Origin of the sequence: Vibrio sp. Of14-4, from assembly GCF_022347625.1 — a bacterium.
GTDB classification, from domain to species: domain Bacteria; phylum Pseudomonadota; class Gammaproteobacteria; order Enterobacterales; family Vibrionaceae; genus Vibrio; species Vibrio pristinus.
In genome coordinates this window covers 36,023-62,761 of the sequence record NZ_JAKRGI010000014.1, presented here as the reverse complement: position 1 = coordinate 62,761, position 26,739 = coordinate 36,023, and the positions used below count along the sequence as shown (strand labels likewise).

Annotated in this window: 33 protein-coding genes; 26 read left to right on the top strand and 7 right to left on the bottom strand. The window is 44.7% G+C overall.

Annotated elements, in window-relative coordinates:
• Positions 1 to 2: 2 nt before the first annotated feature.
• Both astD and MHN79_RS14360 read left to right on the top strand, forming a co-directional pair.
• Entirely contained in the window at positions 3 to 1,460 is a 1,458-nt protein-coding gene (gene astD, locus MHN79_RS14365; protein ID WP_239173437.1) for a succinylglutamate-semialdehyde dehydrogenase, read from the top strand.
• 89 nt (positions 1,461 to 1,549) lie between these two features.
• Positions 1,550 to 2,347, top strand: a complete 798-nt coding sequence (locus MHN79_RS14360) for a DUF1338 domain-containing protein (RefSeq protein WP_239173436.1) — start codon at positions 1,550 to 1,552, stop codon at positions 2,345 to 2,347.
• 52 nt (positions 2,348 to 2,399) lie between these two features.
• Here MHN79_RS14360 and MHN79_RS14355 read toward each other — a convergent pair whose 3' ends face one another.
• The 7 genes from MHN79_RS14355 to MHN79_RS14325 all read right to left on the bottom strand — a co-directional run bounded on the left by MHN79_RS14355 (position 2,400) and on the right by MHN79_RS14325 (position 8,861).
• Positions 2,400 to 3,266 carry an amino acid ABC transporter substrate-binding protein gene (locus MHN79_RS14355; protein ID WP_160932141.1) on the bottom strand — a complete coding sequence of 289 codons (867 nt, stop codon included), beginning with the start codon at positions 3,264 to 3,266 and terminating at the stop codon, positions 2,400 to 2,402.
• A gap of 125 nt (positions 3,267 to 3,391) precedes the next feature.
• A complete protein-coding gene (gene crp, locus MHN79_RS14350; RefSeq protein ID WP_004410522.1) occupies positions 3,392 to 4,024 on the bottom strand; it encodes a cAMP-activated global transcriptional regulator CRP in 633 nt (210 codons plus the stop codon).
• A 242-nt stretch (positions 4,025 to 4,266) separates the two neighbouring features.
• Complete coding sequence (locus MHN79_RS14345; RefSeq protein ID WP_114787384.1) at positions 4,267 to 5,136, bottom strand: phosphoribulokinase; 870 nt, start codon at positions 5,134 to 5,136, stop codon at positions 4,267 to 4,269.
• Positions 5,137 to 5,218: 82 nt separating this feature from the next.
• Positions 5,219 to 5,437 (bottom strand): YheU family protein, encoded by a 219-nt coding sequence (locus MHN79_RS14340; protein WP_239173435.1) that lies wholly within the window; start codon positions 5,435 to 5,437, stop codon positions 5,219 to 5,221.
• Between the two features lie 39 nt (positions 5,438 to 5,476).
• Positions 5,477 to 6,454, bottom strand: a complete 978-nt coding sequence (locus MHN79_RS14335) for a hydrolase (RefSeq protein ID WP_239173434.1) — start codon at positions 6,452 to 6,454, stop codon at positions 5,477 to 5,479.
• Positions 6,455 to 6,462: 8 nt separating this feature from the next.
• Positions 6,463 to 6,942 (bottom strand): TIGR02444 family protein, encoded by a 480-nt coding sequence (locus tag MHN79_RS14330; protein ID WP_239173433.1) that lies wholly within the window; start codon positions 6,940 to 6,942, stop codon positions 6,463 to 6,465.
• Positions 6,939 to 8,861, bottom strand: a complete 1,923-nt coding sequence (locus MHN79_RS14325; RefSeq protein WP_239173432.1) for an ABC transporter ATP-binding protein — start codon at positions 8,859 to 8,861, stop codon at positions 6,939 to 6,941. The genes MHN79_RS14330 and MHN79_RS14325 overlap by 4 nt, the downstream gene beginning before the upstream one ends.
• A gap of 162 nt (positions 8,862 to 9,023) precedes the next feature.
• Between MHN79_RS14325 and kefG the strand changes: the two genes are divergently transcribed.
• From kefG to rpsQ, 24 genes are all read left to right on the top strand, one after another.
• Complete coding sequence (gene kefG / locus MHN79_RS14320; protein ID WP_239173431.1) at positions 9,024 to 9,632, top strand: glutathione-regulated potassium-efflux system ancillary protein KefG; 609 nt, start codon at positions 9,024 to 9,026, stop codon at positions 9,630 to 9,632.
• Positions 9,622 to 11,418, top strand: a complete 1,797-nt coding sequence (gene kefB, locus MHN79_RS14315) for a glutathione-regulated potassium-efflux system protein KefB (protein ID WP_152431387.1) — start codon at positions 9,622 to 9,624, stop codon at positions 11,416 to 11,418. The genes kefG and kefB overlap by 11 nt, the downstream gene beginning before the upstream one ends.
• Before the next feature lie 76 nt (positions 11,419 to 11,494).
• Positions 11,495 to 11,689 carry a YheV family putative zinc ribbon protein gene (locus MHN79_RS14310; RefSeq protein ID WP_114787377.1) on the top strand — a complete coding sequence of 65 codons (195 nt, stop codon included), beginning with the start codon at positions 11,495 to 11,497 and terminating at the stop codon, positions 11,687 to 11,689.
• A 94-nt stretch (positions 11,690 to 11,783) separates the two neighbouring features.
• Positions 11,784 to 12,326: a peptidylprolyl isomerase gene (gene slyD, locus MHN79_RS14305; protein ID WP_239173430.1), complete on the top strand. Its 543-nt coding sequence runs from the start codon at positions 11,784 to 11,786 to the stop codon at positions 12,324 to 12,326.
• 108 nt (positions 12,327 to 12,434) lie between these two features.
• On the top strand, positions 12,435 to 13,376 hold the full coding sequence (locus tag MHN79_RS14300) for an isoaspartyl peptidase/L-asparaginase (RefSeq protein ID WP_239173429.1): 942 nt from the start codon (positions 12,435 to 12,437) through the stop codon (positions 13,374 to 13,376).
• Between the two features lie 133 nt (positions 13,377 to 13,509).
• Complete coding sequence (locus MHN79_RS14295; protein WP_239173428.1) at positions 13,510 to 14,826, top strand: adenylosuccinate synthase; 1,317 nt, start codon at positions 13,510 to 13,512, stop codon at positions 14,824 to 14,826.
• 262 nt (positions 14,827 to 15,088) lie between these two features.
• Positions 15,089 to 15,727: a tetratricopeptide repeat protein gene (locus MHN79_RS14290; RefSeq protein ID WP_239173427.1), complete on the top strand. Its 639-nt coding sequence runs from the start codon at positions 15,089 to 15,091 to the stop codon at positions 15,725 to 15,727.
• Between the two features lie 148 nt (positions 15,728 to 15,875).
• Positions 15,876 to 16,208, top strand: coding sequence for a type II toxin-antitoxin system RelE/ParE family toxin (locus MHN79_RS14285; RefSeq protein ID WP_239173426.1), 333 nt, complete (start codon positions 15,876 to 15,878; stop codon positions 16,206 to 16,208).
• Positions 16,195 to 16,509 (top strand): transcriptional regulator, encoded by a 315-nt coding sequence (locus tag MHN79_RS14280; RefSeq protein ID WP_239173425.1) that lies wholly within the window; start codon positions 16,195 to 16,197, stop codon positions 16,507 to 16,509. The genes MHN79_RS14285 and MHN79_RS14280 overlap by 14 nt, the downstream gene beginning before the upstream one ends.
• A 112-nt stretch (positions 16,510 to 16,621) precedes the next feature.
• Positions 16,622 to 16,912 (top strand): hypothetical protein, encoded by a 291-nt coding sequence (locus MHN79_RS14275; protein ID WP_239173424.1) that lies wholly within the window; start codon positions 16,622 to 16,624, stop codon positions 16,910 to 16,912.
• A gap of 10 nt (positions 16,913 to 16,922) precedes the next feature.
• A complete protein-coding gene (locus tag MHN79_RS14270) occupies positions 16,923 to 17,696 on the top strand; it encodes a methyl-accepting chemotaxis protein (protein ID WP_239173423.1) in 774 nt (257 codons plus the stop codon).
• A gap of 304 nt (positions 17,697 to 18,000) precedes the next feature.
• Complete coding sequence (gene rnr, locus MHN79_RS14265) at positions 18,001 to 20,466, top strand: ribonuclease R (protein ID WP_239173422.1); 2,466 nt, start codon at positions 18,001 to 18,003, stop codon at positions 20,464 to 20,466.
• 12 nt (positions 20,467 to 20,478) lie between these two features.
• Positions 20,479 to 21,219, top strand: a complete 741-nt coding sequence (rlmB, locus tag MHN79_RS14260) for a 23S rRNA (guanosine(2251)-2'-O)-methyltransferase RlmB (RefSeq protein WP_239173421.1) — start codon at positions 20,479 to 20,481, stop codon at positions 21,217 to 21,219.
• Positions 21,220 to 21,669: 450 nt separating this feature from the next.
• Positions 21,670 to 21,981, top strand: coding sequence for a 30S ribosomal protein S10 (gene rpsJ, locus MHN79_RS14255; protein ID WP_001181007.1), 312 nt, complete (start codon positions 21,670 to 21,672; stop codon positions 21,979 to 21,981).
• Positions 21,982 to 21,995: 14 nt separating this feature from the next.
• A complete protein-coding gene (gene rplC, locus MHN79_RS14250; RefSeq protein WP_152431378.1) occupies positions 21,996 to 22,625 on the top strand; it encodes a 50S ribosomal protein L3 in 630 nt (209 codons plus the stop codon).
• A gap of 17 nt (positions 22,626 to 22,642) precedes the next feature.
• On the top strand, positions 22,643 to 23,245 hold the full coding sequence (gene rplD / locus MHN79_RS14245) for a 50S ribosomal protein L4 (protein ID WP_152431377.1): 603 nt from the start codon (positions 22,643 to 22,645) through the stop codon (positions 23,243 to 23,245).
• A complete protein-coding gene (gene rplW, locus MHN79_RS14240) occupies positions 23,242 to 23,544 on the top strand; it encodes a 50S ribosomal protein L23 (RefSeq protein WP_239173420.1) in 303 nt (100 codons plus the stop codon). The genes rplD and rplW overlap by 4 nt, the downstream gene beginning before the upstream one ends.
• Positions 23,545 to 23,560: 16 nt before the next feature.
• On the top strand, positions 23,561 to 24,385 hold the full coding sequence (gene rplB, locus MHN79_RS14235; protein ID WP_160932163.1) for a 50S ribosomal protein L2: 825 nt from the start codon (positions 23,561 to 23,563) through the stop codon (positions 24,383 to 24,385).
• A gap of 21 nt (positions 24,386 to 24,406) precedes the next feature.
• Complete coding sequence (gene rpsS / locus MHN79_RS14230) at positions 24,407 to 24,685, top strand: 30S ribosomal protein S19 (RefSeq protein ID WP_042485188.1); 279 nt, start codon at positions 24,407 to 24,409, stop codon at positions 24,683 to 24,685.
• A gap of 10 nt (positions 24,686 to 24,695) precedes the next feature.
• Positions 24,696 to 25,028: a 50S ribosomal protein L22 gene (gene rplV / locus MHN79_RS14225; protein ID WP_114787362.1), complete on the top strand. Its 333-nt coding sequence runs from the start codon at positions 24,696 to 24,698 to the stop codon at positions 25,026 to 25,028.
• A 17-nt stretch (positions 25,029 to 25,045) separates the two neighbouring features.
• Positions 25,046 to 25,744 (top strand): 30S ribosomal protein S3, encoded by a 699-nt coding sequence (gene rpsC, locus MHN79_RS14220; protein ID WP_160932165.1) that lies wholly within the window; start codon positions 25,046 to 25,048, stop codon positions 25,742 to 25,744.
• Between the two features lie 11 nt (positions 25,745 to 25,755).
• Positions 25,756 to 26,166, top strand: a complete 411-nt coding sequence (gene rplP / locus MHN79_RS14215; protein WP_008072330.1) for a 50S ribosomal protein L16 — start codon at positions 25,756 to 25,758, stop codon at positions 26,164 to 26,166.
• The gene (gene rpmC / locus MHN79_RS14210) at positions 26,166 to 26,357 is read left to right on the top strand and encodes a 50S ribosomal protein L29 (RefSeq protein ID WP_114787359.1); all 192 of its coding nucleotides are present in this window, start codon (positions 26,166 to 26,168) and stop codon (positions 26,355 to 26,357) included. Before rplP ends, rpmC begins: the two co-directional genes overlap by 1 nt.
• Positions 26,357 to 26,611: a 30S ribosomal protein S17 gene (gene rpsQ, locus MHN79_RS14205; RefSeq protein ID WP_152431376.1), complete on the top strand. Its 255-nt coding sequence runs from the start codon at positions 26,357 to 26,359 to the stop codon at positions 26,609 to 26,611. Before rpmC ends, rpsQ begins: the two co-directional genes overlap by 1 nt.
• The last annotated feature ends 128 nt before the right edge of the window (positions 26,612 to 26,739 follow it).

Sequence of the window (26,739 nt, the reverse complement as noted above, 5' to 3'; positions counted from 1 at the left end):
ATATGACACATTGGATTGCAGGTGAGTGGCTGGATGGGCACGGCGAAGCAATAAATTCCACCAGCCCTTACAACAACGAAGTAATTTGGCAAGGACAAAGTGCTTCTCCCGAGCAGGTTGAGTCAGCGGTCAGTGCCGCTCGAAATGCTTTTATGAGCTGGAAAAAATGCAGCTATACAGAACGTGAATCAATCGTGCTCGCTTTTGCTGAGAAAGTGAAAGAAAACAGTGAGCAAATCGCAGAGATTATCGCTAAAGAAACGGGCAAGCCTTTGTGGGAGACCCGAACGGAAGCGGCCGCGATGGCGGGTAAAATCGCTATTTCAATTCGTGCTTATCATGACCGCACAGGTGAAGCGCAACGTGAAGCGGCAGGTAACCAGATTGTTTTACGTCATCGTCCTTTGGGAGTCATGGCGGTATTTGGTCCTTATAACTTCCCTGGTCATTTGCCAAATGGCCATATAGTCCCAGCCCTACTTGCTGGTAACACTGTGGTATTTAAACCATCTGAGCAAACGCCGCTAACAGGCGAGTTCGCAATGAAGTTATGGCAACAAGCAGGTCTGCCTGCCGGCGTGATTAACTTGGTTCAAGGTGCTAAAGAAACAGGCGTTGCATTGGCTGAATCCAAAGGTATTGATGGTGTGTTGTTTACTGGTAGTGCCAATACCGGTCATATCCTGCATCGTCAGTTTGCTGGTCAACCAGACAAAATGCTGGCTTTGGAAATGGGTGGCAACAACCCTATGGTGATTTCTGAGCAATATGGTGACTTAGATGCAACCGTATACACCATTATTCAGTCGGCATTTATTAGCGCAGGCCAGCGCTGTACTTGTGCACGTCGCCTTTATGTTCCTGTGGGGGAGAAAGGGGAGGCCTTAGTTGCTAAGTTGATTGAATCTACGCAAAAGATTCATGTTGATCAACCTTTTGCGCAACCTGCACCCTTTATGGGGCCACAAATTTCAAAAGCGGCAGCCGACTTTATTCTTCAGGCTCAATCGAATCTGATTAAGCTTGGAGGTCAAAGCTTGTTAGAAGCTAAAGCAGGTGAGGCTGCATTTGTCACTCCAGGTATCATAGACGTCACGCCAATTGCGCAGCTGCCAGATGAAGAATATTTTGGTCCTTTACTACAAGTCGTTCGATACCAAGGTCTAGAGAAAGCAGTCGAGCTTGCCAATGACACTCGCTTTGGTTTATCCGCAGGGCTTGTTTCTACCGATGATAGCGAGTGGGAATATTTTGTCGACCATATTAGAGCAGGCATTGTTAATCGTAACCGCCAGCTGACAGGGGCAAGTGGTGACGCGCCATTTGGCGGCCCTGGCGCTTCAGGTAATCTTCGCCCAAGTGCTTATTATGCGGCTGATTATTGTGCCTATCCAATGGCTTCGATGGAGGGCGATCAAACCGTGTTACCTGAAACATTGAGTCCTGGTGTGGAGTTATAACTAGCACATATAGCACCTTTAGCGAAAAGGGAAGGCTCGCTGGGTCAGCGAGCTGACTCTCAACCCAATAAACTAGACAAGGAGGCGTTATGACGCCAGATGTTTTATTTCAGTCGTTATGGAATGACTATATTCAGCGCTTATGCCCCTCAGCAGATAAAATTCATCAATTATTGCAAGAAAGCGAGCCCCTGATTAACGACCATATCGCTCTGCGAACTTTTAATTTAAGCCCAGTTGGTATGGAAGCGATAGCCAAGCCCTTTATTGATGTTGGTTACACCCCATGTGGAGATTACCAATTTGAGGCGAAAAAATTGGTGGCGAAACATTACGAACATCCAGATCCTAAGCAACCTAAAGTCTTTATTAGTGAGCTAAAAGTAGAAGAGTGCTCGCCGCAATTGCAGAATATAGTCAAGAAGTTAGTCGATCAGATTGATACTAGCAAACTGACAAGCTTTGAATTTTTATCTTCCGGGCGTCTTTGGCAACTGAGTTTTGAAGACTACCAGCAACTTGCCAAAGAAAGTGAATACGCTTCTTGGCTTGCTGCTCACGGCTATGGAGCCAACCACTTTACCGTGAGTGTCAATCAACTGACTGCGTTCGATGAAGCAAAACAGGTTAATGATCATTTGCGTCAAGCTGGATTCACAATTAATGAATCAGGCGGGGAGGTAAAAGGCTCACCAGACGTTTTACTTGAGCAATCCTCGACCATGGCAGATAAAGTGCCAGTATCTTTCACAGAAGGCTCCCAGATAATCCCTGGCGGCTTTTATGAGTTTGCTAAACGCTACCCTATGAGTAATGGTGAATTATATCCTGGGTTTGTCGCAGCGTCGGCTGATAAGATATTTGAGAGTACAAATAGCGAGTCTTGAGTGGGGACACATAGACTTCTGAATAAAAAGGCGCCAACTAAGGCGCCTTTTTCTATTCTGTTACGCTAAGCCAATATTGGTCTGGGATCGAACGCGTTTCTTCGCTTAGGTGGGGGTTATCTATACTAAACGCTTTTCTGCTTTTTATGCCCGCTTGTTCGAAGGTTTTTTTCACTAGAGGTGCTTTTTCAAAGAACTCAACAAATGAACCATCTTGGTATGAAGCTTCAAATGCTTTTTTTAGCGTAGCTGCTACCTCAGGATTCTTAGGGCTCACAAACAGCAGCATAGGAAAGCGGTAAATCAGCATCAGTTTGTCATCAACCACTAGGTTGGATAATTGACTGCGCTGGGCAACTTCGCTGTAGGGTTCGATAACGGCTCGTGGGAATAAATCGGTACGCTCGCTATCAACAATACGAAAGATATTATCAAAGCTGGGTACTTCTCTCACTTTAAATCCGCCGGACTTTAAGACCTTTACATCTGCCCAGCCTTGCCCCTGTATCATACCAAGCTTACGCAATTCCTCTATGCTGTTTATGCTGCCTAGTTTGGCTGCAGTGGTTTTATTGGTGATAAAAATACGATGGCCAAGGAGGCCTCGAAAAACTGGGTAGCGAATAGGAAGTAGCTCTTGCTCAAGGGTCTTATCGGCGCCTAGCCAATCTACCGTAATTTTGCCTTCTTTGAGCAGAGTGACTTTACGTGATTGTGAGTCAACAGGTGTTTTGTAAGGTTGGAGCAAAATGCCTTCGCCTGATTTATCCACAAGAAACTGAATGAGGTCGATAGCGTACTGGTCTAGCTCAGAACCTTCCCGTGGGATAGGGTGAATAATGGTCGTTTGGGCAATTGAGATTGATGAAAAAACTAGGCTGAAAGCCAATACCAGAGAAGAAAGTAGCTTTAAAATCATGAGTCCATCCTGCCTGAAAATTACGGTTGAAATTCAAACTAAGGTTAGGATAGAGCAAGCTAATTAACAAATAAGAAAAAAAGCCGAGTCCAATCATGAACTCGGCTTTATGTATAGAACAATGGTTATCGAGTGCCGTAGACGACGATCGTTTTACCATGTGCAGAAATTAGGTTTTGCTCTTCAAGCATCTTTAAGATGCGACCTACTGTTTCGCGTGAACAGCCAACTATCTGGCCAATCTCTTGACGTGTGATCTTGATTTGCATGCCGTCAGGGTGCGTCATGGCATCTGGTTGTTTGGCAAGATTCAGCAGTGTCTGAGCGATACGGCCAGTTACGTCAAGGAAAGCAAGATCTCCGACTTTTTGACTGGTTACCTGCAAACGACTTGCCATTTGAGCCGACAAGCGCATTAGGATATCAGGGTTGACTTGGATAAGCTGACGGAATTTCTTGAAAGAAATTTCTGCCACTTCACAAGGTGATTTTGCTCGAACCCACGCTGTGCGTTCTTGGTCTTCTTCGAACAAACCAAGCTCACCGATAAAGTCACCTTGGTTTAGGTACGACAGGATCATTTCCTTGCCTTCCTCGTCCTTAATAAGTACCGCAACTGAACCTTTAACTATGTAGTAAAGCGTTTCCGCTTTCTCACCAGCGTGTATCAGTGTGCTCTTAGATGGGTACTTATGAATATGACAGTGTGAAAGGAACCATTCTAATGTTGGATCAGTTTGAGGTTTACCTAGAACCATAATATCTCACTTCCTCTGCAGGGTACGCTTGCTTCTTTCCATGTTTTAGCTAAGCCTTGAATCAAGACTTATTAGGATAAGAGCACTTTTCAAATGCTGCAAGCCATCTTTGTTTCTGTTTCAAATAGTATCTTTTTTTTGAATTGATTTCTTGATTTTAATCGCCTTCACTTGGCTATTTTGTGTACAAAAATGTGCGCCTGATCACGCAATCAAAAGTAATCCTGTATACAAAGTAAGTCTTAACCAATTTTTCCCGTTTCTATCAACTGCTGAAGTATTGGCCTAACTATCAATTCGACTGCAAAACTCATCTTTCCACCGGGTACAACTATGGTGTTGTGACGTGACATAAATGAGCCATCTATCATTGCCAGTAGGTATGGGAAGTCGACATTTTTTATTCCCCGAAGGCGGATGACAACAAAACTCTCATCAAGGCTTGGGATACCTTTGGCGTTGAGTGGGTTTGATGTATCGACGGTAGGTACTCGCTGGAAGTTAATATGAGTACGAGAAAACTGTGGTGTGATGTAATTAAGATAATCATCCATTGAGCGAACAATCGAGTCCATCACGGCCTCTCGTGAATGTCCTCTGTCTCGGGTGTCACGCACGAATTTTTGAATCCATTCAAGGTTGACGATAGGCACCATGCCTATCAAAAAATCCACATGCTGCGCAACGTTAACTTCACCGTCGACAACGCCACCATGCAAGCCTTCATAAAACAGCACGTCAGAGCTTTCTGGTAGCTCTTGCCAAGGGGTAAAAGTGCCAGGCATTTGATTGTAGGGAACCGCTTCGTCAAAGGTATGGAGATAACGTCGAACCTTGCCTGTGCCTTCATTGCCATATTTGCGGAAAAATTCAGCTAAAGCAGGAAAGTCATTGGCTTGAGGTCCAAAATAGCTGATGTGTCGCCCCTGCTCGCGAGCTTTGCGAATTTCAACATCCATTTCGGGGCGAGTAAAGCGGTGAAAGCTATCTCCTTCAACCCAAGCTGGCTTGACTTTCATCATATTGAACATTTTGCGAAAAGCTTCAGATGTGGTGGTGGTACCTGCACCTGAAGAGCCAGTAACGGCGATAACTGGATGTTTTGCTGACATGACAACCCTTGTCTATGAATAACTGTCCACTGTTGCACTTCACTATAACATGCTTTGCAAAGACAGTACGGTATGTAGTGCTTTAAAAGGAAAATTTATGCTTAAGTTGAATATCTACACTTTCATGTAGTTCAGAGAAAACTACGACAGCATCGCCAGATTTAAGTTGCTGTTTTATCTGATCTATCTTGTGTTGTAATGAAGCTTCTACAGCGCCGTAATCTGTGCCTTCTCGAAGGACAAATTCTTTGATTAAATTGTCTAAGGTTTCTGGGGCAATGTCTTGCCAAGGAACGATCATAAATACCTCTTTCTTTTATGTTCGGCAATAGGAAAAGCGCTAGCTAGATGGTACCAAGCTTTGATAGTAAGCGGGTAATGTCTCTTCAAGCCAAAATCTCGGTTTTATGGCACTTCCTGTCAGAAAGCCAACATGACCACCTTGCTCATAGAGTCGGTAGTCTATGTTACTTGGTAGAGCGTACTTTGGAATGACCGCCTCTGTCATAAAGGGGTCGTCTTTTGCGTGTATGATTTGCAAAGGAAGACGAATATCTTTGAGTTTGTGAATGGCAGAGCAGCGCTGATAATAATCATCAGCACCTTTAAACCCATGTAAAGGCGCTGTAATTAAGTCATCAAATTGGTATAGCTTGGTCACTCGTTTGATACTTTGATAAGAAACATCTAACTCTCCCTTGATTAAGTGATGCTTTCGCAGCGCACTCTTTTTCAAAGAGGAAAGTAAGTAGGTTTTGTAGATTTTAGAAAAGCCTTGTTCAATGCGCGCGGAGCATGCAGAGAGATCAAGTGGTGCTGAAACAATCGTTGCGGCGTCAAGGAGTGGATCCTGATTATATTGTGCGAGGTAGTTCGCCAGCATGTTACCACCAAGTGATATGCCAACAGCAATCTTTTTTTGATGGGGAAACTGGCGGTCAATATGCTCGAGAAAAAAACGCGCATCTTCTATCTCACCGGAGTGATAACTGCGCGCATTATGGTTGGGCTCGCCGCTACAACCACGAAAATGCATTATTACCGCTAGCCAGCCATGCTGGGAAAAAGCGTGCATTAAGCCGTTGGCATAAGGGCTATAGAAACAGCCCTCTAGGCCGTGAAACAGAATAAAAACAGGCTTTTTCTGCGCTTGTTCTGCGTGCCATTCTTCACTCCATGCTAGGTCGAGAAAGTCGTTATCCTGGGTTTCTAGCCTTTGCCATATAGGCTCAAATAAGGCTTTTTTACGGATAAAGCGCGGCGCCAATGTTTGCAGGTGCGGATTAGATAAACCTCTAGCAGCAGTAAAATGGGTCATAATACTTCCTATTTGGGCACCACTTCTTCAATTGGTTGAGCAAAAGCTTGATGTAAGTGCTCTCCTCCAAGTTGACGGCAGTATCTTAAGGTCAGTGGCTCACCTTGATTGTGCAATAAAGTGATACTATTGATGCAATCAACTAGATCAGACTGTTGCTGCTTTTCAAGTTGTAGCTCGAATTGAAGTGACTCTCGATATAAGGTTTCTGGAATGTGTGATTTGAGCTTACGGCGTAAATCTCGGTAGCTGTGGAGTAAGGTTTCAGAGCGTCCCAGACATTCTTCTACTCTATGCCAGTCTTCATTGAGAAAAGCCGCTTGCTGCTCGTCTAGCCACTTAAGGAGCAGCAAAAGGTTAACATTACCCTTGAACTGATTTTGTAAATTAAGGCACGCATCTTTGACTTCTCGGACGCCATAATATTGCAAGCTAAATTGCCACAGGCGTTCTAAGGTGAGGGACACAGATACGTGCTTGGAATTCATGGGTGATTAAACTCCTGTTCCATTTGTTCAAGTTCTTCTTGGTGTGTCATCCATTCTAATTCAACTTCTTCAAGCTCAATTTTCGCTTGGGTTTGCGCTGCTAACACCCCGTTAAGTTTAGCTTTATTTTCTGGCTCATACAGTGAGTTATCAGACAATTGCAATTCTGCTTGGCTAAGTGTGGAGTTTAAACTGTCCATTTTAGTTTCCAGTTTGGCTATTGTTTTGCGAATCGGCGCGGTTTGTTTGCGTAACTCTGCTTCGCGGCGCTTTTGCTCTTTTTTAGCAGCGGCACTGTTTGTGGCGCTTTTTTCAGTTGGTGTAGGCTGGGCTTCACGGCGCTCTGCTTTTTGTTGATCAGTGAGCCATTTATAGTACTGATCTAGGTCGCCATCAAAAGGTGCGACTTGCTTGTTGTGAACCAAGTAGAGATCATCAGTGGTGGCTCGCAGTAGATAGCGGTCATGCGAAACGATAACCATAGCGCCTTCAAAGGTTTGCAGGGCAAGTGTTAGCGCTTGTCTCATATCAAGGTCTAGGTGGTTAGTTGGCTCATCGAGTAGCAATAGGTTTGGCTTTTGCCAGACGATCAGCGCTAGAACAAGGCGTGCTTTTTCTCCGCCAGAAAAGGGCGCCACTTTCTCTAGTGCTTTTTCACCTTGAAAACCAAAGCTGCCTAGATAGTTTCTTAGCTCCAGTTCATTTTTATCTGGTGCGATTTGCATCATATGCTGAAGCGGTGTTTCTTCTGGATGTAGAGTTTCCAACTGGTGCTGTGCGAAATAACCGATTTTGACGCCTTGGGAATAGGTCAGCTCACCCGCCTGACTTTTTATCTCGCCAGAGAGCAATTTAATCAGAGTTGATTTACCTGCACCATTTCGCCCGAGCAAACCAATACGACTACCAGGCACGAGATTGAGGCGAATTTTCTCTAAAATTAGATTGTCACCATAACCTGCCGATACTTGGTCCATCATAATAATCGGGTTTGGCAGAGCATCGGGCTTTCGAAACTCGAAGCTAAAGGGATTATCAAACTGCGCAGGTAATACTTTTTCCATTCGCTCTAGAGCTTTAATTCGGCTTTGTGCTTGGCGAGCTTTTGAGGCTTTATATCGGAATCGGTCGATATAGCTTTGCATGTGTGCCATTTGTTTTTGCTGTTTCTGGTACTGAGCTTGTTGGAGAAGCAACTTCTGCGCGCGCTGGTCTTCAAATGATGAGTAGTTCCCCGTGTATTCGTTCATCTGCTGATTTTCAACATGTATGATGCGCCCAACCACAGGATCGAGAAAATCACGGTCGTGAGAGATTAAGATCAAAGTGCCAGGGTAATTTTGTAGCCAGCGCTCTAGCCACATCACAGCATCTAAGTCTAAGTGGTTGGTTGGCTCATCCAGAAGTAATAAGTCGGAGCGACAAAGTAGCGCTTGAGCAAGGTTTAAGCGCATCCTCCAACCACCAGAGAACTGAGTGAGGTTCCAGTTCATCTGCTGCTGGGAAAAACCAAGACCGTCAAGCAGCTCAGCGGCGCGAGCTTTTATGCTATAGCCGCCAATGGTTTCGATTTTTCCATGCAGCTCAGCAACTAAAGTACCATTATCTTTTTGCTCTGCAGCGGTTAGTTCTGCTTCAAGGCGGCGATACTCGCGATCACCATCAATGACATAGTCCAGTGCTTGGCGCTCTAATGCTGGTGTCTCCTGCGCAACCCACGCCATCTCCCAGTATGAAGGGCAGTTGAAGTTACCCGCATCGATAGAAAGTTCATTTTTGATTAAGGCAAATAGGGTGGATTTTCCGCAGCCATTTTTACCCACTAGGCCGACTTTATCGCCTGGGTGTATGGTTGCTGAGGTGTTATCCAGTAGGGCTTTGCCGCCACGAAGGAGCTGGATGTCAGAAAAGGTAATCATAGTTTATGCTTTATTATTTAATATTTCTCTTATCGCGTCGAATAGTAGGTGGAATGAGATAAAATGTCGATCATTGCGTTATGCTTAACAACAACGTATAACAAACTCATACAGATAAAAAGCCTCTTATGTCTTGAAAACAAAAGGATGACTGCTTAAAACATGGCGGTAGATGATTTAACCAACGAACCTCCTAAAGTTGCTAAAGTACTGGTGATTTATGCACATCCAGAATCACACAGTTCAGTTGCAAATCAAGTCATGGTCAAAAAGATCGCGTCGTTAGAACATGTGACGGTACGAGATCTCTATGCCTATTATCCTGACTTCTTTATCGATGTTGATGCCGAGCAGCGGCTTCTTCTCGAACATGATGTGATTGTATTTCAGCATCCACTTTATATGTATTCTTGCCCAGCGCTTCTTAAAGAATGGATGGATAGAGTGCTAGCCAAAGGGTTTGCTTATGGTAAGGGAGAAGCACTCAAAGGTAAGTATTGGCGCAGTATTATTACTACAGGGGGAAATGAGGAAGCTTTCTGTAGTGAAGGTTATAACCGATATCCTTTGTCAGAAATACTTCAGCCGTTTGAATTGTCAGCGGCCCTGTGTCAGATGCATTGGATAGAGCCTTTAGTTCTTTATTGGGCACGAAATATCACTGAAATGGATCGCTATCAACATGCGGAGAATTACCGCCGTTGGTTGCTCCATGTCACGACAGATTTTGCGACTAGCCTCAATGCAGAAGGAGATCCGTTTGGCACTTGAAAGTGATTTCTTACAAAGCAGTGTAATTTTTTTAACCGCAGCTGTTATTGCAGTGCCGCTTGCTCAGCGGCTTGGGCTCGGTTCTGTACTTGGCTACCTGCTGGCTGGTGTAGTGATTGGCCCTTGGGGATTGAGCTTAATCAGTGATGTTGAAGCTATTTTGCATTTTGCCGAATTTGGCGTAGTACTGCTGCTGTTTTTGATTGGTTTAGAGCTTAACCCCAAAAAGCTACTGCAGATGAAGGGGCCTATTTTGGGGCTGGGCGGGGCGCAAGTTGTCATCACTACAGCTGCACTTGGCGTTGTGGCATATTTTTGCGGTCTTAGTTGGCAAACAAGTTTGGTTATCGGAATGGGTTTGGCCCTTTCCTCCACGGCAATCGCTCTAAAAGTAATAGAAGAGCAAGGGCTTGCAGGCAGTGAAACGGGGCAATCTGGTTTTGCTGTTCTCTTGTTTCAAGATATAGCCGTTATTCCAATGCTTGCCCTGCTTCCGATACTGGCGGGTAACACCGCTGGTAATTGGTCCGATGCCATCTGGATGTTGTGCGGTGTTATAGGCTTACTGGTTGGAGGTCACTTCCTGCTACGGCCTTTATTTCGCTATGTGGTTTTAAGTGGTGTACGTGAGCTATTTACAGTCGCGGCATTATTGCTAGTGATTGGGATTGCTTTGTTGATGAAGCATCTTGGTCTGTCGATGGCTTTGGGCACTTTCCTGGCTGGCGTGCTGCTGGCTGAAAGTGAGTATCGTCATGAATTAGAAATTGCTATTGAACCTTTTAAAGGTCTATTACTCGGTCTTTTCTTTATCGCAGTAGGCATGGCAGTAAATCTGGGCTTGCTGGCGCTTGAGCCTCTTAATGTATTAGGGGCAGTAATTGGTTTAGTTGTTATCAAGGGATTGATTCTTTACTTCTTGGCCAGATTGTCAGGCGGGAGGCCCAAAGTACGCAGCAAAATGGCGGCGATTTTAAGTCAAGGTGGTGAGTTTGCCTTTGTTATCTTCACTGCAGCAAGTAAAGAAGGATTAATCGCCCCTGAGCAAAATGCCTTTTTGCTGGTGGTGGTGAGTTTATCTATGGTAACGACACCGCTTCTTTTGATGGCGCAAAGCAAGTGGTATGCGCGAGGGTTAAACTTTGACGAGTCAGGATTAAAGCGCAGCGATGTTGTTAATCGTCAGCCACGGGTAATTATCGCAGGCTTTGGTCGCTTTGGTCAGATCATCGGCCGTTTAATGTACGCCAATAAAATCCGAGTCACTGTATTAGAAAGTGATGCTAGTCAGATTCACTTATTGAGAAAATACGGGTATAAAGTGTTTTATGGTGATGCAACTCAACTTGACTTATTAAGGGCTGCGGGAGCAAGTAAAGCTGAAGCCATGGTGATATGTACCGACTCGCCAGAAGAGATCATGAAAATTGTCGAGTTATGTAAGTACCACTTTCCGCATCTTAAGCTGTTTGCTCGTGCACGAAGCCGTGTCGAAGCGTATCAGCTTATGAGTCATGGGGTAGAAAATTATTCCCGTGAAACCTTCTTGGGTGCGTTAGATCTTGGTCGTCAAGCATTGGTGGAGCTTGGAATGCACCCTTATCAAGCTAAACGAGCGGAGGCGCATTTCAAAAAACTCGATCACGGTATGTTGAAAGAGCTGCTTCCTCAGCATCACGAAGACAAACAATTGGCGATGAGAGCCAAAGAAGCCCGCAAAGAACTGGAAGAAATCTTTGGTCGGGAAATGGAAAAAGATCAACAATCAAAGAACTTTTGGGATTAACTCCAAACCCTGTTTACCTTCTATGCGTAAAAGTATTGTCAGAGGGAGTCATGGGTGATGTATTGGAATGAACACAATGAAAAAAAGATTTATCGCAGGTGCTAGCTGTCCTAAATGCTCTCAGCAAGATACTTTGCGTTGGTGGATAGAAAATAATATTGAGTTGGTTGAGTGTGTTGAGTGCGAATATCAAGAACAACGTAAGCCTCAAACTGTGGAAAAAACTGAACATGCGAAACAAGAGATGATCGGAATTTTTAAGCCGGATTAATTGAGTTTCTGTAATTGATCCCCATAATAGCGGCATAGAAAACAGTAAATCGGAGCAATAGTTTGCTCCGTTTCTTTATCTCCTTGGAGTCATTATGAAAATTGAAAAAAATGTAGTTGTCAGCCTAGCTTACCAAGTCAAGCTAGAGGATGGTGTGGTTGTTGATCAATCGACAACAGAAGCGCCACTTGATTACTTGCACGGCAACAACAACCTGATCACAGGTCTTGAAGCGGCTCTAGAAGGTAAGGAAGCTGGCGCTCAGTTTTCAGTGACTGTCTCGCCTGAAGAAGCGTACGGCGATCATAATGATGCGCTTGTACAACGTGTTCCTGCCAATGTGTTCCAAGGTGTAGAGCAAATTGAAGTAGGCATGCGCTTTTTAGCTGATACTGACCAAGGTCCAATTCCAGTAGAAGTAACAGAAGTCGATGGTGACGAAGTTGTGGTAGATGGTAACCATATGCTTGCAGGCCAAACTCTTACATTTGATGTGGAAGTGGTGTCTGTGCGCGAAGCAACTGCGGAAGAAATCGAGCATGGTCACGTTCACCAAGCAGATGGTAGTTGCGGTAGTCACGATCACGGTGATGATCATGATGACTGTTGTGGCAGTGGTAGCTGCAGCTCGCACTAATAGAATAAAGCTGCCCATTAAGGTTGTAACAAAGCGCAAGTTTAAGAGATTAACTTGCGCTTTTTGTTTGTCTGGAGAATTAACCCTATCAGCATGCAGGAGCAATAGGTGAGTAAACCATTTTCAATTGCCATTCATGGCGGTGCAGGCACCATTTTGCGCGAGCAAATGAGTAAGACGCTAAATGAAGAAATTCGCCGCGATTTAGAAAAGTCAGCTCGGGCAGGTCATGAGATACTAGCTCATGGTGGTGATGCTATGGATGCGGTAGTAGCAGCGGTTAAAGTACTCGAAGATTCGGAGCATTTTAATGCAGGGCGCGGCTCTGTTTTGACTCATAAAGAAATGGTAGAGATGGATGCCTCTGTCATGCATGGTAAAGACGCTAAAGTTGGGGCTGTGGCAGGCGTACGCCATATTCGAAACCCTGTGGAATTAGCTCGCGATGTCATGCAGCATAGCCCTCATGTGCTGTTGATTGGCGATGGAGCTGAAGAGTTTGCTTTTGGGCAGCAACATACCTACACAGAGCAGGATTATTTCGTCACAGATCGCCGCTACGATCAATTGCAATCAATGAAAGAAAAGGGATTGTTTGCGCTGTCAGAGTCTAAATACCCTGATGATAATAAGCATGGTACGGTTGGGGCTGTGGCCTTTGATCAGCAAGGCAATCTTGCAGCAGCGACCAGTACTGGCGGGATCACCAATAAGCAATATGGCCGCGTAGGAGATTCTGCGATTATTGGTGCAGGCACTTATGCACAAAATGGTAATCTGGCTGTCTCAGCCACAGGCATGGGTGAATACTTTATTCGCAAAACAGTGGCCAGTGACATTGCAGCGCGAATGCGCTATTTGAAAGAAAATGTTCAGCAGGCTTGTGAAGCGGTTATCCATGGTGAATTAAAAGCCATGGGTGGAGAAGGCGGTGTCATCGCTATAAACGGCGATGGGGAAATACATTTTTCTATGAATACCAGTGGTATGTATCGTGCCAGTATCGGCCTTGATGGGAATTTAATGGTTAAGATTTACGCCGACGAGTAAGCCTTAAATTGAGTTTAAATTCAAAGTACACAGTCGCTTAGCCAAGGATGGCTTGCTCATGATTAAAAAATGACTGCAACAAATGTAATTCGGTGCTAGAATCCATTTTTAACTAGCAATCAGACTTGGAAAGATGGGAAATAACGTAGTCGTTCTGGGCACCCAATGGGGTGACGAAGGTAAAGGTAAAATCGTAGACCTTTTAACTGAAGATGCAAAATACGTGGTTCGCTACCAAGGCGGTCACAACGCAGGTCACACTCTTGTCATTGACGGTGAAAAAACCGTTCTTCACTTAATTCCATCAGGTATTCTTCGCGATAACGTTAAATGTGTTATCGGTAATGGTGTTGTACTATCACCAGAAGCACTGTTGAAAGAAATGAAACCTCTTGAAGAGCGCGGCATTCCAGTTCGTGAACGTCTTTTCGTTTCTGAAGCTTGTCCTCTAATTCTTCCTTACCATATTGCTATCGATAACGCGCGTGAAATTGCGCGTGGTAAAAAAGCAATTGGTACAACGGGTCGTGGTATCGGTCCTGCTTACGAAGACAAAGTCGCTCGTCGTGGTTTGCGTGTTGGCGATCTTTTCGATAAAGAAGTCTTTGCTGAGAAACTGAAAGAAGTCATGGAATTTCATAACTTCCAGCTTGAACATTTCTACAAAGCAGAAACGGTTAGCTATGAAACTGTTCTTGAGCAGTGCATGGGCTATGCTGAGCTTCTCACTTCCATGGTGATGGACGTGACTGATGAGCTGGATGCTGCTCGTAAGCGAGGTGATAAGATCATGTTCGAGGGCGCTCAAGGTACGCTTCTTGATATCGACCACGGTACATACCCATATGTAACCTCATCTAACACTACTGCTGGTGGTGTAGCCGCAGGTTCTGGTTTTGGTCCTCGCCATATAGGTTACATTCTAGGTATCACTAAAGCTTATTGTACTCGTGTTGGTTCAGGTCCATTCCCAACTGAGCTATACGATGGTCAAGACAAGCAAGATCCTGTAGGCAAACACCTAGGTGATGTTGGTCATGAGTTTGGTGCTACGACAGGTCGTTTACGTCGTACTGGCTGGTTTGATGCTGTGGCTATGCGCCGCGCTATCCAAATCAACTCGTTAACTGGTATGTGTTTAACTAAGTTAGATGTTCTTGATGGTCTAAAAGAGATCAAGATCTGTACTGGTTACAAGATGAAAGATGGTACTGTGCTAGAGGTATCACCAATGGCGGCGGAATCTTTTGAAGAAGCGACGCCAATCTATGAAACCATGCCTGGTTGGTCTGAAACTACTTTTGGCGCTAAGTCTCTAGAAGCGCTACCACAAGCCGCTTTGGATTACATCAAACGCATCGAAGAGCTAACGGGTGTACCTGTCGATATCATTTCTACCGGTCCAGATCGTAACGAAACTATCATCAAAGTTCATCCTTACCAAGCGTAAGTTTTCTTTGTATGAAGAGTTGAGAAAAACCAGCACTAGAGTGCTGGTTTTTTTATGTCTGCTGGTTAAGCCTATACTTAACTCTTAAGGTGGCAATCTTTTGCCAGTCATCGGCAATTTCGATTAAAGACTTAGCTGCCGAGGTCGATAAAGAATTCAAGATGGTGAAATGCAGGCCAATCTTGAGTTCATAAGGCGTGATATTACGCCACTGCCTTGATTAGGCAGATAAACACATTATCGAAGTCAAAGAGTGCAGACGATGAAGCTAAGAAAGTTAGCTGCTTCGATGGTATTACTGTTTGGGGCTTCTTCGGCTGTTGCCGATGAGTTTACCGATATTGGTGAACCGATACCCATTTATACCGAAGCTGAACTAATAAAACTAATTAACGAAAATAAGCATCTAGAGCAAGTTAAGGCCGATAATTGTCAGATTGTTGAAGATATCGTTGCTCGGGCGACTCGGATCAGTTTGCCCTCCTACGAGTTCTTATATGGTGACATGCTAGCGTGGGGTGTTTGTGTTGAGCAAGACGTTGAGCTTGGTCTTTATTATATCGAAAACGCCGCTCATCAAGGTCTGCCTGCTGCGCTAGAACAGCTTGGGCGTTATTACTCGCGGGGCACCTTGGTGCAACAAGATAAAGAACGCGCCATACCTTACCTGCGTGAAGCCGCTGCCATGGGTAACTTAAAAGCCAGAATTCACTTAGCTGAATTGCTGCTACGAGATTATGGCAGCCCGCTAGACTACGAAGATGCTTATCGATGGCTCTACGCATCTGTTACCGCTGACCAACGCACCCACAAACGGATCGCTATTTTGCGCCAAGGACTTGAACGCCGTATGCCGCAAAATATTATTGCCAGAGCGAAGAAACGCGAAACCTCTTGGTAAAGTCCAGTTATATTTCATCCTGACTGCACTCAGGTTTGACTCAGACAAAATCACCCACACGGGTGATTTTTTCATATGGTGTGCAGAAAAAGATTAGCTAGGCGATAGACTATTTGTTATCTATACGTAAATCACGTATAATTTCTGTATGAAAAGTGTTTTTGTCGAATCCAGCATATTTGAAAAGTATCGCAGCCAATACCTCAGCGATGAAGAGTTTAGACTCTTCCAAGCAGAGATAATGTCTAACCCTAAACAAGGGGATGTCATTCAAGGAACGGGTGGTTTGCGAAAAATTAGAGTTGCAAGTAAAGGTAAGGGGAAACGGGGCGGCTCTCGTATTATTTACTATTTTTTAGATGAACAACGACGCTTTTATTTGCTCACAATATATGGCAAAAACGAAGTGTCTGATTTGACATCAGAACAAAAGAGACAGCTAAAGGCTTTTATGGAGGCATGGCGCAATGAGCAATCGTGATTTATTTGCAGAGTTAAGTTCTGCTCTTTCTGAAGCCAAACAGCATTCAGAAGGTAAGTTAACACTAAAGACCTATCAAGTTGATGATATTAATGAACTAAATATTTCACCGGAAGAGATTTTGAGTCTTCGAGAGCAGTTTAATATGTCTCGCGGTGTATTTGCTCGGCTCTTGCACACTTCATCTCGCACGCTAGAAAGCTGGGAACAAGGCCGAAGTGCACCAAATGGACAAGCGGTAACGCTGCTTAAACTGGTTCAACGTTATCCCGAAACTTTGTCGCAAATCGCTGAGCTTTAGTGGTTCTTCAATCGAGCTTTTATATTGCTTGAGCGTACAGTGAGTTTCTTTTCAATCTTATAAATTGTTATGCAGTCTATACTTACCTAGGTTTGGTAAGTTGGATATGTACATGAAAGATATTGAAAAATTTTACAGAATGAAAGCGTTGCTTGAATATCAAATAAATGATGCAAGTGCAAAGACAAATACTGTTATTGCGTCGTTAATAGCTTGGTTTGCTCTATATCTTACTGAGGCGATTAAAGATGGAAGTGGCGTTTTCGCTATTTTTGCTTTTGTAGGTATAGTTATTCTGACGTGTGTATCAATTTTTTATTATCTAAAAGGGCAAAAAAGAACAATAGAGCTTTCACGAATGAATGCAGCTATGCATTTCTTGAGACAAGACAATGCTCAGTGATTTCGCATATATGCTAATCCCTTTTATAGGTGTATGTATTATAGGAATATATGCATACTTTGATGTTTGGTATAAAAAGCATGAGAAAGATTTAGAGCTTGAGAATGAAGTTACGGTTCTGATTAGTAATCTGCGCAAGGCGCACTTAAAAAATAATCAGTCAACTGATAACATGAAAGATACCAGTTTGTATGACAAGCCCCCCGAACAGAATGTAGACCTCGAAGGTAATGTTTTTTTAAGTGCCGGAGAGCCTACGTCACGGCCTGAAGAGCGTCTAAAGTCTTTAATTCAGTTAATCAATAACATTAACTACGATGGAATCGTCGATATTATTATTGTGCTTAATGATATAAGCGAGCAAGCTAATCTATTAGCTCTAAATATGGCGATTGATCTTGCTCGTTCGGGAGAAAAGGGTAATAGTTTTTCGGCGGTGGCAGATGACGTAAGTTTTTTAGCACGAAAAGTAGAAAAGCTGTCTATGAAAACTCATTCAATAATGGATTCCATAAAGAATCATCAAAATGATTTTTCAGATCAAGTCCAAATGGCAAATCTAATTTGTGAAGTGGCAGAAATTCTCAACTTTGTTTCTTGTTTGGCTAAATTAGGAGAAAAAGTTGCAAAAGACGTCGAGAAGAAAACGGAAGAAATACCTAGTATGGTCACTGGGGTTATATCTATTAGGCAGGATGCGAAACAGACATTAACAAGCTTGAGCCAAAGGGATAGGGAAAGCCGCAGCAATATTTATAACTACCTTCTATCATGCTTAGAGTAGGTTTTACAACGAAGTGGGGGGCACTAAGAGTCAGTTTACTTTTTGTTGATAGATTGGTAGGTACCAGAATGATTATTTTAATATTATTGATATGCAAACCTGCATATTATCTCAGGCCCAGAATAGATAGTTCAAGAACCATCCAAAGATCATCTTGCTACGATCACTAAAAAACCAGACCTACCCACCTTAAACAATGAAAATAGCCTAACAATTTGGCATTTTGACCCAACACTTCTGTAGCTTAGTAATTGAGTCGGATATACTAGCTTTAAATACCTTCCTTGTAGAATTAGGCCTGCCTATGTCAGAACACACCCCAAACGACCCTTTTGCTGAACGCGAATCCGAGAAATACGACAATCCTGTCCCCAGTCGTGAGTTTATTCTTGAATTTCTTGAGCAAGCGGGTGTGCCGCTCAACCGCAACGACTTGTTTGAAGCCCTTCATTTAAAGGGTGAAGAGCAGTATGAAGGCTTACGTCGCAGGCTCAGGGCGATGGAAAGAGATGGCCAGCTCGTGTTTACCCGTCGTCAGTGTTATGCCGTGCCTGAAAAGCTGGAGATGATTAAAGGTTATGTCATTGGCCACAAAGATGGCCATGGCTGGGTGCGCCCCGAAGGCAGTATAGGCAAAGAAGGGGATGTGTTACTGCCTCATCATCAAATGAAAAACCTGCTTCACGGTGATTTTGTTTTGGTGCAACCAACACAAAACTCGAAAAAAGGCAAAAAAGAGGGCCGTTTGGTGCGGGTGCTGGAAGAAAGGCAAGGGCAAATCGTTGGTCGCTTCTTTATGGAATATGGTTACTCTTATGTGGTGCCGGATGATTCAAGGCTAAGCCAAGATATTCTTATTCCTAATGAACTGCGCGCTGGAGCGAGAATGGGTAATGTGGTGGTGATTGAAATTACCGACCGCGATTCTCGTACGCGCGGCATGATGGGCAAAGTAGTGGAAGTACTGGGTGAAAATATGGCGCCAGGTATGGAAACACAAATTGCCATTCGTACCCACCAAATACCCCATGAGTGGCCAGAAGAAGTCGATGCACAAATCGAGGGCTTAGGCGAAGAGGTGCCGGAAGAAGCCAAACAAGGACGGGTTGATTTGCGCGAATTGCCTTTAGTAACAATTGATGGTGAAGATGCACGAGATTTTGATGATGCCGTATACTGTGAGGCGAAAAAAAGTGGCGGTTGGCGTCTTTGGGTCGCGATCGCTGATGTCAGCTATTACGTGCGTCCAGATTCTGCGTTAGACAAAGAAGCCATTAATCGTGGTAACTCAGTGTATTTCCCTTCTCAAGTTGTGCCCATGTTGCCAGAAGTGCTGTCTAATGGTCTTTGCTCGCTCAACCCTCAGGTGGATCGCCTGTGTATGGTGTGCGAGATGACAGTATCTGAATCGGGTAAGTTATCTGGCTATAAGCATTATGAAGCCGTGATGAATTCCCATGCGCGCCTAACGTATAATAAGGTCCATCATATTCTTGAAGGTGATGAAGAGCTGCGCCAGCGCTATGAGCCTTTGGTGCCTCACCTTGAAGAGCTGCACAAGATGTATAAGGTGCTTAAACGTGCACGGGATCATCGCGGTGCGATTGAATTTGAAACGGTTGAAACCAAATTTATCTTTAATGCTGAGCGCAAGATAGACAGCATCGAGCCTGTTGTGCGTAATGATGCGCACAAAATCATTGAAGAGTGTATGATTTTGGCCAATATTGCTTCGGCATCTTTAGTTGAAAAAGCCAAGGAGCCGGCTTTATATCGGATCCACGAATCACCCGGAGAAGAGCGTTTGATGGGCTTTCGCGACTTTTTAAGTGAACTTGGTCTTGATCTGAAAGGCGGCCTTGAGCCTTCACCAACTGATTATGCAGATCTAGTACGCCAAATTGGTGAGCGTCAAGATAAAGAGCTGATTCAAACCATGTTGCTGCGTTCAATGAAGCAAGCCGTCTACAATGCCGATAATTGTGGCCACTTTGGTCTAGCGCTTAAGCGTTATGCGCACTTTACTTCGCCGATTCGTCGTTATCCTGATCTCTTGTTGCATCGTGCGATCAAATACCTTATCGCCAAAGAAAATGGCACTCTGAAAGATCGCTGGACACCAACGGGCGGTTATCATTATTCGTTCGATGATATGGATTTTTACGGTGAACAGTGCTCAATGACAGAGCGCCGCGCGGATGATGCAACCCGAGAGGTAGCGGATTGGCTCAAGTGTGAGTACATGCAAGATCATGTGGGTGAAGAGTTAGACGGTGTTATTGCTAATGTCACCGGATTTGGCTTCTTTGTTCGTTTGACCGAGCTGCATATTGATGGTTTGGTGCATATTTCAACGCTTGCTAATGATTACTACCAATTTGATCCAATAGGTCAAAGGCTTATCGGTGAGAGCTTTGGTGCGATTTATCGTCTTGGCGATGCGGTTAAAGTGAAAGTACTGTCAGTCAATCTAGATGATAGACAAATAGACTTTGAATTAGTCGAAACAAGTCGTAAGCTACGCGGCAAAGGAAAAACGGCGAAGAAGCGTGCAGCAGAAGCGCAGCAAAAGGCCAAAGCGAAAAAAAATGCCGCGGCAAACGGCAGACGCAGTGTAGGAAAAGCCAAACCTTTGGTTGAAGCAACCAAGCGACCAGATGACGGTGAACATCAAGGCAAAGGCAAAAAAGCGTCGAAGAAACCTGCTAATCAGGCAGGTAAGAAAAAGCCACGTAAAAAAGCCAAGAAGGCACGGGCGAAGAAACACTAATCGGATAAGTTAATGAGTAATGAATTTATTTACGGCATTCATGCGGTAAAAGCAGTATTGGAAAAAGAACCAGAGCGTTTTGTAGAAGCCTTTGTGCTAAAAGGCCGTCAAGATGACCGCCTGATGCCGATTATCAATCAGCTACAAACATGCGGAGTGTCAATTCAGCAAATGGCGCGTAAAACACTTGATGACAAAGCGCGTGGCGCGAATCATCAGGGTATTATGGCCAAGGTAAAGCCGGCCAAGCAGCTCAATGAGCATGACTTAGACGACATTATTGCCAAACAAGATGCGCCATTATTATTGGTTTTGGACGGCGTGACGGACCCACACAATCTTGGTGCGTGCTTACGTAACGCTGATGCAGCAGGGGTTGCTGCTGTGATTGTACCAAAAGACAAGTCGGCCAATATTAATGCGACTGTGAGTAAAGTTGCCTGCGGCGCAGCGGAGACTGTGCCGCTTGTTCGCGTCACCAATCTAGCGCGCACTATGCGCACCTTACAAGAACAGGGGATTTGGTTTGTGGGCACTGCTGGAGAAGCCAAGCATGATATCTATCAAGCTAAGTTGACAGGTCCTCTGGCCATTGTAATGGGCGCTGAAGGTGATGGTATGCGCCGCTTAACTAGTGAAACTTGCGATGATTTAATCAAAATCCCTATGGCAGGTAGCGTATCTAGTTTGAATGTTTCCGTTGCATCAGGGGTTTGTCTATTTGAAGCGGTGCGTCAACGACTAGCCCAATAACCTAGTCTTTATCACACGACTTAAGCGCAGACGGGTTAGCCAGTCTGCGCTTTGCTTTTATTACTAGATTAAAGCGAATCACTTATGGTTGGGTAATGCGTTTATTTTTCAAACAGTGCTTGCATGTCAAAGCGTGATCTGTATAATGCAGCGCACTGGTTAAGCCAGTTGTGAACCAATGAGTAACGAGGAGCTGAATTATCTATAAGATTTTTCAGGTAATGTAAACTCAGCTTATGTTCGCAGTTAATACAATTAGCTATCTTTTCTTCGGAAAAACTATCCCCAGAGGTGACTCTGGCATGTAGGGATAGTTAATCGAAAATTAACTGACAATGCGTCCTAATCTTGGATGCTACGGTTTCACATAAATCAATCGGCATTCTCTCGGCTATTCGAGTAAGAGTGGCGATATTGTTTGTGTAATTTTTAATTTTGGAGCTCTGTCTCATGCAGAACCAACGTATCCGTATCCGCCTAAAAGCTTTCGATTACAAACTAATCGACGCTTCTACAGCGGAAATCGTTGAAACAGCTAAGCGCACTGGCGCACAGGTTCGTGGTCCAATCCCACTACCTACTCGTAAAGAGCGTTTCACAGTTCTTATCTCTCCACACGTTAACAAAGATGCTCGTGATCAGTACGAAATCCGTACTCACAAACGTCTAATCGACATTGTTGAGCCAACAGACAAAACTGTTGATGCTCTAATGCGTCTAGACCTTGCTGCGGGCGTTGACGTACAAATTAGCCTAGGTTAAGGGAGATTAGAAGAATGATTGGTCTAATCGGTCGTAAAGTGGGCATGACCCGCGTATTTACTGAAGAAGGCGTTTCTATCCCAGTAACTGTTGTTGAAGTTGAAGCTAACCGTGTTTCTCAAGTTCGTACACTTGAAACAGACGGCTATGCAGCAATTCAGGTAACGACTGGTGCTAAGAAAGCTAACCGTGTTACTAAGCCAGAAGCAGGTCACTTTGCTAAAGCAGGTGTTGAAGCTGGTCGCGGTCTTTGGGAATTCCGTTTGGAAAACGGTGAAGAGTTCGAAGTTGGTGCAGAACTAACGGTTGAGCTATTCAACGAAACTAAGAAAGTAGACGTTACTGGTACTTCTAAAGGTAAAGGCTTCCAAGGCGCTGTTAAGCGTTGGAACTTCTCTACTCAAGATATGACTCACGGTAACTCATTGTCTCACCGTGCTCCTGGTTCTATCGGTCAATGTCAGACTCCAGGTCGCGTATTTAAAGGCAAGAAAATGGCAGGTCACATGGGTGCTGAGCGTGTAACGACTCAAAACCTAGAGATCGTACGTGTTGACGCTGAGCGCAACCTGCTTCTTATTAAAGGTGCAGTCCCTGGCGCAACTGGCGGTAACGTGATCGTTAAACCAGCTGTTAAAGCATAACGTCTCAGGAGTAAGTAATGGAACTAATGGTTAAAGGTGCTGATGCACTAACTGTTTCCGAAACTACTTTCGGACGTGAGTTTAACGAAGCTCTTGTACACCAAGTAGTTGTTGCGTATGCAGCAGGTGCTCGTCAAGGTACTCGTGCTCAAAAAACACGTTCAGAAGTTGCAGGCGGTGGCGCTAAGCCATGGCGTCAAAAAGGTACTGGCCGTGCACGTGCTGGTACAATCCGTAGCCCAATCTGGCGTACAGGTGGTGTTACTTTTGCTGCGAAACCACAAGATCACAGCCAAAAAGTTAACAAGAAAATGTACCGTGGTGCTATGAAGAGCATTCTTTCTGAGCTTGTTCGTCAAGAGCGTCTAATCGTTGTTGATAACTTCTCAGTAGAAGCGCCAAAGACAAAAGAGCTTGTCGCTAAGCTGAAAGAGCTTGAGCTAACAGATGCGCTTATCGTGACTAGCGAAGTAGATGAGAATCTATTCCTAGCTGCTCGTAACCTATACAAAGTTGATGCACGTGATGCCGCTGGTATTGATCCAGTTTCACTAATCGCGTTCGACAAAGTTGTAATGACTGCAGAAGCAGTTAAGCAAGTTGAGGAGATGCTAGCATGATCACTGAAGAGCGTATCCTAAAAGTTCTACGTGCTCCACACATCTCTGAAAAAGCAACTATGGCTGCTGAGAAAGCGAACACTATCGTTTTCAAAGTTGCTACAGATGCAACTAAAAAAGAGATCAAAGCAGCTGTAGAAAAGCTATTTGAAGTTGAAGTTAAGTCTGTAAATACTCTTATCACTAAGGGTAAGACCAAACGTCAAGGTCTACGCCAAGGTCGCCGCAGCGACGTTAAAAAAGCGTACGTTACTTTGAAAGAAGGTCAAGATCTTGACTTTGTTGGCGGCGCGGAATAACAGGAGTAGTTGAGAAATGGCTATTGTTAAATGTAAGCCGACTTCCCCTGGTCGTCGTCACGTTGTTAAAGTTGTTAACGCTGACCTACACAAGGGTAAGCCATACGCACCTCTTCTAGAGAAAAACTCTAAGAACGGTGGTCGTAACAACAACGGTCGTATCACAGTACGTCACATCGGCGGTGGTCACAAGCACCATTACCGTGTAATTGACTTTAAACGTACTAAAGACGGTATCCCAGCGAAAGTTGAGCGTCTAGAATACGATCCAAACCGTAGCGCTAACATCGCTCTAGTTCTGTACGCAGACGGTGAGCGTCGTTACATCCTAGCACCTAAAGGTGTTCAAGCTGGTGATGCTATCCAGTCTGGTGCAGATGCGCCAATCAAAGCTGGTAACGCACTTCCAATGCGTAACATCCCAGTAGGTTCAACTGTTCATAACGTTGAACTTAAGCCTGGTAAAGGTGGTCAGCTAGCTCGTTCGGCGGGTGCATATGCTCAAATCGTTGCTCGCGACGGTGCATACGTAACTCTTCGTCTACGTTCTGGCGAAATGCGCAAAGTACTTTCTGAAGGCCGTGCAACAATCGGTGAAGTTGGTAACTCTGAGCACATGCTACGTGAACTTGGTAAAGCTGGTGCTAACCGCTGGCGCGGTGTTCGTCCAACCGTTCGTGGTGTTGTGATGAACCCAGTAGACCACCCACACGGTGGTGGTGAAGGCCGTACTTCTGGTGGTCGTCACCCAGTATCACCATGGGGTCAGCCAACTAAAGGCTTCAAGACTCGTAAGAACAAACGCACTGACAAGTACATCGTACGTCGTCGTAACAAGTAATCTATATAAAGAGGAATCGCCATGCCACGTTCTCTCAAGAAAGGTCCATTTATCGACCTACACTTGCTGAAGAAGGTAGAGAAAGCGGTGGAAAGCGGAGACAAAAAGCCTATTAAGACTTGGTCCCGTCGTTCAATGATCATCCCTACGATGATCGGTTTGACCATCGCTGTCCATAATGGTCGTCAGCACGTACCAGTATTCGTAACCGACGAAATGATCGGTCACAAACTGGGCGAATTTGCACCAACTCGTACTTACCGCGGCCACGTCGTGGATAAGAAAGCTAAGAAGCGTTAAGGAGTAGATGATGGAAGCACTAGCTAAACATAACTTTGCTCGCATTTCGCCTCAGAAAGCTCGCTTAGTTGCGGATCAAATCCGTGGTAAATCAGTTGACCAAGCTCTAGAAATCTTAACTTTCAGCAACAAAAAAGCTGCTGACTTAGTAAAGAAAGTTCTTGAGTCAGCTATCGCGAACGCGGAGCACAACGAAGGTGCAGATATTGACGACCTAAGTGTCGCAAAGATCTTCGTAGATGAAGGCCCTATCATGAAGCGTATTATGCCTCGTGCTAAAGGTCGTGCGGATCGTATCTTGAAGCGTTCAAGCCACATCACTGTTGTTGTTGCAGACGCTTGAGACTAGGAGAGTAAGCAATGGGTCAGAAAGTACATCCAAATGGTATTCGTCTTGGCATCGTTAAGCCTTGGAATGCTACATGGTTTGCTAACACCAAAGAATTCGCTGACAACCTAGACGGCGACTTCAAGGTACGTCAGTTCCTTTCAAACGAACTGAAAAAAGCGTCTCTATCACGCATCGTTATCGAGCGTCCTGCTAAGAGCATCCGTGTGACTATTCACACTGCTCGTCCAGGCGTTGTAATCGGTAAGAAAGGTGAAGACGTTGAAAAGCTACGCGCAGCTGTAGCTAAAATTGCAGGTGTACCAGCGCAAATTAACATCGCTGAAGTACGTAAGCCTGAACTAGATGCACAACTTGTTGGTGACAGCATCGCGTCTCAGCTAGAGCGTCGTGTTATGTTCCGTCGCGCTATGAAGCGTGCGGTACAAAACGCTATGCGTCTAGGTGCTAAAGGTATCAAAGTAGAAGTAAGTGGTCGTCTAGGCGGCGCTGAAATTGCACGTTCAGAGTGGTACCGTGAAGGTCGTGTACCTCTACACACTCTACGTGCTGACATTGATTACGCAACTTCTTCGGCTCACACTCAATACGGTGTGATCGGCATTAAAGTTTGGATCTTCAAAGGTGAGATCCTAGGCGGAATGCCAGCAGCTAACGCTGTAGAGCCTAAAGGCGACAAGCCTAAGAAGCAGCGCAAAGGCCGTAAGTAAGGAGTCGACAGATGCTACAACCTAAACGTACTAAGTTCCGTAAGGTTCAGACAGGTCGTAACCGTGGTCTAGCTAAAGGTACTGAAGTAAGCTTCGGCGAATTCGGTCTTAAAGCAACTGGCCGTGGTCGTCTAACTGCTCGTCAGATCGAAGCGGCACGTCGTGCAATGACACGTCACGTTAAGCGTCAAGGTAAAATCTGGATCCGTGTGTTCCCAGACAAGCCTATCACAGAAAAACCACTAGAAGTTCGTCAGGGTAAGGGTAAAGGTAACGTTGAGTACTGGGTAGCCCAAATCCAACCTGGAAAGGTAATGTACGAAATGGGTGGTGTACCTGAAGAATTGGCACGTGAAGCGTTCCGCCTAGCGGCTCGTAAACTGCCTTTCAAGACTACATTTGTAACTAAGCAGGTGATGTGATGAAAGCACAAGATCTACGCGAAAAGAGCGTTGAAGAGCTTAACTCTGAGTTACTAGAGTTGCTACGCGAACAGTTCAACCTGCGCATGCAGGCGGCAACTGGTCAGCTACAGCAAACTCACACTCTGAAAGCTGTACGCCGTGATATCGCACGTGTGAAAACTGTTTTGACTGAGAAGGCAGGCGCATAATGAGCGAAGTAAAACGTACTCAACAAGGTCGTGTTGTTAGCGATAAGATGGACAAGTCTATCACTGTTGCTATCGAGCGCATGGTTAAACACCCAATTTACGGCAAGTTCGTAAAGCGCACGACTAAAGTACACGCACATGACGAGAACAATGAGTGTGGCCTAGGCGACACAGTTGAAATCGCAGAGTGTCGTCCTCTGTCTAAGACTAAGTCTTGGGCATTGGTAAAAGTCGTAGAAAAAGCGAAGATTTAATTTCGTTGATTCTATGAAAAAAAGCGGCTCCAAAAAATATTTTGGGGCCGTTTATTTTTTGACTACCCAATTACATAAAAGGGTGGTACAATTCGCGTCCCTTTTAAAGAGGCAGCCCGACCCGTGAG